The sequence below is a fragment of the Levilactobacillus parabrevis ATCC 53295 genome, from assembly GCF_001434055.1.
GTDB classification, from domain to species: domain Bacteria; phylum Bacillota; class Bacilli; order Lactobacillales; family Lactobacillaceae; genus Levilactobacillus; species Levilactobacillus parabrevis.
Genome location: NZ_AZCZ01000059.1, coordinates 1 through 7,954 on the forward strand (window position 1 = coordinate 1; position 7,954 = coordinate 7,954).

Here is a 7,954-nt window from a genome sequence, read left to right on the forward strand (position 1 = left end):
TGTACACTTTTTATTCTAGGCCCAAAGCGTTATTTACGCCACGAGGAAGATTGGGTTGTATGACTCACCAACGTTTACCAAGCAGTCGCGATTGCAATGGTATGCGCAGAAGTCACGGATGAACCGACCGATGTTTAAGATTATTGGTACAGCAACCTCTAGGAATGGCGTCAAACGCTATCAGGTAGTGGATCTCAATGGTCAGGGGATCACGGGGTATATCACTGCCAAGACAGCGTATAGCACTCGCCTTTACTACACGACGCGGCCCAGTCGAGTCACTGTGATCAATCCTGACGGTCTGAATGCTTATACGAAGAAAAGCCTGACAGGTAAGTCTATTCATTACCGGCAGGGTCAGGTTCTTAAGGTAAAACGGGTTGTCACTCATAATCTCAACACGCGATTGGTGCTCAGTAATGGCCGCTACATTTCTGGCAATAAGAAGCTGGTCATCGCGGGAAAATACAAGATGCCTAAACGGGTGCAAGCCAAGACGGCGGTCAACCGCTATGATACGGTGCGGCTGACTAAGCGAAATCGACATTACACTAAGAAGAGCCAAGCCGTCTTTAAGGTACAAGGCTGGGCTTATACCAATGCTAACAATTTCCGCAAAGGGGACACGCTCCGTTACAAAGTTGCCGGCGGCTATATCACTGGGAACTCGCGCTTCGTGAAGGTAATTGAGTGAACCAAATCACAAGATTAATTATCTACTCTATACTTTAAGTCGGGTCCGCGTTGATCTGGCTTTTTTGCTTGGGAAATCCCGTCAGATAGCGGATTTTGTTAATAAGGAGAGTATTTGTTTTGACAAATTAAGTTAATTGGGTGAAAATACACTATCAGTACTGAAACAATCCGTCCCATGCCCGATATGTCGGGAACTGGCGTAATCTTAATGGTTAATATTTAACAGGTAGTTCAACCCTTGGATAGCCAGCGATGGATTGAAAAATGAGAAAATAAGTGTATTTAATCGGGGCCTGACGAGTTGCCCAAGTTTCATGTGTTCGTCGAGGGACACAACTAAAGTTATGCGTTGCAGAATATGAGGGGGAACTATGATGAAGGTCATTATTGTTGGAAGCACCCATGCAGGAACAAACGCCGCAATTCAAATTTTACGGGATCATCCCGAAACGGAAGTCACGATCTACGAACGACACACCAATGTGTCATTCCTGTCGACGGGAATTTCGTTGTTTCTTGATGGGCAGGTCAAACACTTGGAAGACATGTTCTACTCGTCCCCCGAGGAGTTGGCCGGGCTGGGTGCCAACGTTCTTACCCGGCACAACGTCGTGAAGATTGATGCGGCGACAAAGACGGTGGATGTTGTCGACATGGATTCCGGTGAGATGACTAGCGATACTTACGATAAGCTCATCATGGCCACTGGTTCAACGGTTAACGTGCCACCGATCTTTGGAATCGATGAAGACATGGTGCTATTGTGCAAGAATTACGAACAAGCCAAGGCTGTTTATCAGGCGGCAAAGGATCATAAACGCATCGCCATCATTGGTGGGGGCTATATTGGAACTGAATTGGCGGAAAGTTACGCGCGGACCGGTCACGATGTTCTATTGATTCAATCGCAGGATATTTTGCTGGATCACTATGTTGACCAGAATCTATCGGATAAAGTCGTCGATATTTTGCGGGATCAAGGCGTTGAGGTGGTCTTAAACAGCCGGGTTACGTCGTTTGCCCAAGATGACGAGGGGCTGGCCATCGAAACGAACGGAGAGACCTACCGCGCCGATGTGGCTATCGTCAGCACGGGATTTGTGCCGAATACGACGCTCCTACGCGGACAAGTGAAGATGGATCGTCACGGGGCCATTATTATTAACGATTACATTCAGTCTTCAGATCCAGATATTTTTGCCTGTGGGGATGCTAGTGTGGTCAACTTTAACCCAACTGGACAGCCTGCGTATACACCACTGGCGACGAACGCTGTGCGGCAGGGGATGCTGGCCGGAATCAACGTTTTTGGTAACCTGCAACGCTATATGGGGACTCAAGCGACCTCGGCGATTAAGATCTTTGGTCGGACGCTGGCCTCATCGGGTCTGACGCTACGGCATGCGGCTTCGGCCGGATTGAATGCGGATAGCGTGACTTTTGAGGGGACCTGGCGGCCAGCCTACATGCCAACGACGGATAAGCTCCTGATCAATTTGGTCTATAATCGCGACAATCGCCGGGTGCTGGGGGCGCAACTCTTCAGTAAGCATGAAGTAGCGCAGTTGGCGAATGCCATCTCGATTGCGATTCAGAACCGTAATACGATTGATGACCTGTCCTTTGTGGATATGCTGTTCAATCCGAACTTCGATGATACCTTTAATTTTCTGAATCTAGTTGCGCAAAAAGCAGTTGCTCAGGAAGCGGAGCGCGGGAATCGGCAACCACGAGTTACGGCGGGCGTTAAACCGGACAAGAAAACCAAAAAGTAAAGTAACGTGTGGCGGGTAGCGGTGAGCTTCCCGCCTTTACTATGGAATCGGCGCTCGCAGAATACGAAGGTTAACTGATGAAAGCTGCTTGTCACAGAACGTGGTGGAACGGTTTCACTTTGTTTTTAACAGTAAATGGGGTAGAATTTGGCAGTGAAGATACTGAATAGCTGGGGGGAGTGGCAGTAATTATGGCAGATAAGCAGCAACAGCCGAAGCATCGCTGGCGGTGGTTCTGGACGACGATTTTTATCATTTTAATTATCATTTCACTCGGGTTGATTTTTAACGAGCAGATTAAGAACTGGTTGATTTCTTCCTATCAACCGCGTATCTCCAAGAAAACTGTACAGAAGAACGAGAAGAAAAAGGCATCGTACGACTTCAGTAAGGTTAAGTCGTTGGACTTCTCGACGGTGGCTAATGCGCGTTGGAATACGGCAAATATTCACGTGGTAGGTGAGATCTACATGCCACAGTCAAAGATCCACTTGCCGATTGCCAAGGGGCTCAGCAATGAGGTGTTGGCACTAACGGCTGGAACCATGCGGCCGGATCAACAGATGGGTCAGGGGAATTACCCGTTGGCCGGTCATCATATGAGTTCCCAAACGATTTTATTTAGTCCTTTGTATTGGAAGACCCGGGTCGGTCAGCAAATTTACTTAACAAACGCCAAGAAGGTCTTCGTCTACAAAGTGAGCGTGCGGAAGTTCATTCCAGCAACGGACATTAAGGTGGTCGATCAGACCAAAAAGACCATGGTGACGCTGATTACCTGTGATGCAACGGGGGCCAATCGCCTAATGATTCGGGGGAATTACGTCAAACAGATGGCCTATAAGGATGCGCCAGTGTCGGTTCAAAAGGGCTTCCATAGTGGATTTAACAATAAAAACTAACGAAAATCTGACATTTTTTGCGAAATTGCAAAAAATGTTATTTTTTTTGAATTTTTTTCGCTTGTGAAACTATGAAAGGGATTTCACAGTCAGCGAATGCTGAAGCTCTTGATAAATAAGGGTTCCTTAAAGTTGGTTCGATTGCACAACTAAAATCCGTAGTGAGCAAACACCCTGTGAACGATAGTTGAGAATCGCTTATCACACGACCATTTTTGAGGGATTGAGCTGATGGATCAAAGCGTACCGTGAAAATTTAAGGCTGACAAGCGCTGATATATCAATGGATTTAGGCTATATCTGTGTATACTATAAACATAATCACATACTATTAAACAGTTCCGAGAAAAATAATCTTCCCCACACATAATTAATTGTGGACAGAAGAAGAAATTCGTGCTATTATAACTTATGTAATCAGATGAGTTCATCAGATGGTTCCAACGAAACGCCTCTAGTTGGGGCAGGTTCATAAAATAGAGTCGTTGCTTTGGACGAAAAGTTTAGAAGAGTAAAGAACAAAGACAATCAAGTTGAGGGAGATAAATATCATGACTAAAAAAACTTTACAATTAATCGCTACTGTTGCACTTGCTGCTGGGTTTGGGTTCACTACTGTTACTGCTAACGCGGCTACTGAAGATACTGCTACTGCTGAAAGTCAAACTACCCATGCTACAGTTGGCTTAACTGCTGGGACAACGGATCCCGATGGTCCCCATGCTGGTCAAATTGCGCTGACTTCAGCTCCAGACATTGACTTTGGAACGACTAATGAAATTAAACCTACGCAATTAAGTTTGAATGGTACATTCGGTCAGAGTACTGCTTCAACGGATAAGACAGCAAAGGCTAATTCCGTAACTGTTGTTAACCCTGGGGTTACTGATACTTGGAATGTTGCCGTAACTGCTTCCGCATTTAAGAACACGGATAGTTCTGCCACTGCGGCTGCTTCACAATTAATCGGTGCTAAGATTGATTTTGCAGGTTCACTTGGTACGACTAACGCTGCTGGTGTAGAGAAGAACCCTGCCGTTGCAAATCAAGCTTTCACATTAGATGCAACTGGTGCTCAGACTTCTCAAAATGTTTTACACGCTGACGAACACGGTTATGGGGTTGGTACTTGGACTAACGACTTCTCTAAGGCAACCTTACAAGTACCTGCTGGGCAAGTTGCTGGTACGTACGAATCTACGTTAACTTGGACGATCAGCAATACTCCTGCTGCTACAGCTGACACGCAAGCTTAATCAAATAGCGAAATAACAAGCTTCGATATACCTTAAATATTAAATTCAGAATGCGGTAGCGACAGCTACCGCATTCTTTGTTACAATGAAGAAAATGGTTTACAAAACATGATGGAGGCTGGGTTACTCATGAAACGTTGGTTGAGGATGTTAGTAACGGCAGGGACGTTACTGGTGGCATTTGGCTGGATGCAACAGACTAAGACTGCGAAGGCAGAAAGTGTTGGTTATTCAGTTAGCACGATTACGCCGAAAAATCAGGATGACAAGAAAGTTACGTACTTTGCGTTGCGCGTAAAGCCAAGTCAGCAACAGAAGCTGACTATTGTCATCCATAACTCAAGTAAGTCGACTAAAAAGTTTCGTGTTGGCGTCAATCAAGCGATGACTAATACGAATGGGGTTATTGATTACAGTCAAAGTAATCCTAAGCTAGATAGTTCGTTGAAGGTTGGTATCAAGGATGTCTTTGGTAGTAACGATAAGCAGACAGTCACAGTAAAGGCTAAGAGCGCTAAAAGAGTTTCTGTAGACTACAAAATGCCTGCTAAGAAAATTGATGGAATGATTTTAGGCGGGGTCTACGTTAAGGAACTTCAAAATGATAAGGCTGGTAGCAAAAAGAATGGTGTAACGATTAGTAATGCCTTCGCCTATGTTGTTGGTGTTCGTTTACGTGAAAGCGGTATTGATGTTGCCCCTGACATGCGGATGCACACAGTAAAGGCTGGCCAGATTAATGGTTATAATCAAGTTCAAGCCAACTTGCAAAATCCACGTGCAGGTTTGATGAAGTCTTTGAAAGTGGTTTCTAAAGTGACGAAGCAAGGAAGCTCCAAGGCTGTCTTAACTCAAACCAAGGAAAGCATGGCGATGGCACCAAACACCAACTTTAATTACTCCATTCCATGGGGAGACAAACAATTATCGGCTGGTGACTATACGCTGAAACTTGATGCTTATGCCAGCGGTGGTTATCACTGGCAATTTACTAAGAACTTCACGATTACGCAAAAGGACATTAATTCCTTGAAGAATCGGATCAATACGCCGCAAAAGAATTATACGTGGTGGTTTGTTGCCGGCGGGGTTCTGATCGTTCTGTTGTTGGCAATTATCATTTATCTGCTGATGAAGAATCGGAAGAAAGATGATGACACGGACGAAACTGAATAATTTATAAAATAACGGCTCAATGAATAGGTAGCAGAGATGCTACTTGATTCATTGAGCCGTTTTTTTGTTGTGAAACTGAATGCTGTTGACTTTAAGAATCTTGGAAAGCGTGAGTAAAGCATTTTAAAAAGTGAGTTACATGTATGATGGTGTGTAACGACTTTGTTGTGAATTTAAGCTTTTAATATAACACGGCAAATATAGAGATGAGAACCTATTCTTTCCTAAAAGCCTTATTTTACAGTATCTTAAAGCAATCTTAAAATGAAACACCAATCCAGCGAGTTGACGAAGCAAAACACTTAAATAATGGTATACTATATTTACTAGGAGAGCTAACAAATAGCCATAGATAACATACTTTCGTGGCGAAAGTTGTTTTTCCACGAATGACTGAATGGATAAAGAAAAAGTGTCAGGTTGAGGAAATTAGAGTGTGCCGGTCGACTACCGGACAAGGGGGTTCATGTGATGAATATCAAGAAGAGCATGTTAGGGATGACTGTGCTGGCTATAACCGGATTTGGTGGATGGTCGACTATATCGGCGAGCGCTAATTCCCAGGTATTTAGCACAGGTCAAGCCGCATTAGATGGTGCACCTCAAGGGGTCGATCTCCAGAGTGGATTGGATTCGAACTACTTCACGATTGATCCCAATGTGGGCACGGCTTCTGGTACTAACGCGGCCAAGCTGACCAAAGCACATAGCCCAGCTGGAACTGGGAACTCTGCGATTCAAATCTCTAAGGCGGGTGTTCAGGATAGTTGGGGTGCTATCTGGTCAACGGATGAATCTTTTGATTTGAGTAAAAGTGAAACGGCTTCAATGTGGATCTATGCGAGTGGCGAAAATGCGGCTAACGTTGGAGATGGCATGGCCTTCGTTCTTCAGAATGGTGGGACAGACGCCTATTCAGGTGCAGGTGAATCCATGGGAGTCTGGGGTGTAGCTAACGATTTGTTCTCTGATGTGAATCCAGCGAGTTCCGCCATTAAGAATAGCTGGGCATTGGAATTCGATACGTATCCCAATGATGATATTCCTAAGCAAGGAGCCTATCTAGGCTGGCTTCTCGGGACGACACCTAGTACTTACGACTTTTTCAATAGTTCGCCATCGTCTTATGATGTTGATGGGCCGGGTGACGCGCAGAGCTCACAGTCCCAGATTAAAGATACCCACATTGCTTCCAATTATCCGGGGTCAACTGATACCTACACGGGGACTAAGGTCTATGGTAATGGTGGCGCGATTAATTCTGCCACTGGGAATAAAATTGCCCATACGGGGAACTTCTACTACTACAATCTTCAACACAAGGGTTTACTGGATGAAGGGGCTACGGGTGGTAGTGGGAACCTTTCCGATCACCGATGGCATCATATTACAGTGTCCTATACACCGCCGACAACTTCCAGTGGTGATGGGTCCATGACCTACACGTACAATGATAAGAATCCTGATACGGGTCTTCCTCAGAAGTCGACTGATTATGCGACAGTTCCGATTGATTTGAGCAAGTTTAATTTAAGCTCAGGTCAGACTAAAGTTCGTTGGGGATTTACCGGGTCAACCGGATTATATTCCGAAAATAATTTAGTTATTTTCGATCAAATCCCTGGTGAAGCTCAGACTGATGCCTCAGCGACGATGACTATAAAGGATAGCGATGGCAACTATACCAATGAAATCAGTGATGGTGATTCTGTTTCTGGTGACAGCGATGTGAAGCTGACCTACACTTTTGAGCGGACTGGTGGTGATGAGGACTGGAAGTCGGTCAATGGGGATCTCACGATTCCAGATGACATTGATGTGACTTCGGGTTCGATTGCCTATCCGGATGCTAGTTACACGGATAGTAATAAGAACAAAGTCGATGTTTCAAAAATTGTGGCGCCGACCTCTTCAGGGGACGGGCAGAAATTGTCTGTGCCTCTTGCGGACAATGGATTGACCTTGAGTGGCACGCAGAAGGCCACGGTAACCTTATACGGAAAGGTCAAAGATGTTGCATCTACCAGTGACGTGAGTGAGGCGTCGCAGACTAGTTATTTCGTGGGAAGTAACGCGACTTCAACGGCGAAGACACCTAATTTTACGATCACCAAAAAGGTCAACCTGGATTGAAGTCAATATTTGAGAC

At 45.1% G+C, this 7,954-nt stretch carries 6 protein-coding genes; all 6 read left to right on the forward strand.

Annotated elements, in window-relative coordinates; all coding sequences use genetic code 11:
- Positions 1 to 55 precede the first annotated feature (55 nt).
- The 6 genes from FD07_RS11225 (at position 56) to FD07_RS11250 (ending at position 7,938) form a co-directional block, all read left to right on the forward strand.
- Positions 56 to 694 (forward strand): DUF5776 domain-containing protein, encoded by a 639-nt coding sequence (locus FD07_RS11225; protein ID WP_020090425.1) that lies wholly within the window; start codon positions 56 to 58, stop codon positions 692 to 694.
- Positions 695 to 1,070: 376 nt separating this feature from the next.
- On the forward strand, positions 1,071 to 2,471 hold the full coding sequence (locus FD07_RS11230; RefSeq protein WP_020090424.1) for an FAD-dependent oxidoreductase: 1,401 nt from the start codon (positions 1,071 to 1,073) through the stop codon (positions 2,469 to 2,471).
- Positions 2,472 to 2,662: 191 nt separating this feature from the next.
- Positions 2,663 to 3,373, forward strand: a complete 711-nt coding sequence (locus FD07_RS11235; RefSeq protein WP_020090423.1) for a class A sortase — start codon at positions 2,663 to 2,665, stop codon at positions 3,371 to 3,373.
- A gap of 551 nt (positions 3,374 to 3,924) precedes the next feature.
- Positions 3,925 to 4,629, forward strand: coding sequence for a WxL domain-containing protein (locus FD07_RS11240; protein ID WP_020090422.1), 705 nt, complete (start codon positions 3,925 to 3,927; stop codon positions 4,627 to 4,629).
- A gap of 129 nt (positions 4,630 to 4,758) precedes the next feature.
- Complete coding sequence (locus tag FD07_RS11245; protein ID WP_027826050.1) at positions 4,759 to 5,805, forward strand: DUF916 and DUF3324 domain-containing protein; 1,047 nt, start codon at positions 4,759 to 4,761, stop codon at positions 5,803 to 5,805.
- Between the two features lie 471 nt (positions 5,806 to 6,276).
- Positions 6,277 to 7,938 carry an L-type lectin family protein gene (locus FD07_RS11250; RefSeq protein ID WP_020090420.1) on the forward strand — a complete coding sequence of 554 codons (1,662 nt, stop codon included), beginning with the start codon at positions 6,277 to 6,279 and terminating at the stop codon, positions 7,936 to 7,938.
- The last annotated feature ends 16 nt before the right edge of the window (positions 7,939 to 7,954 follow it).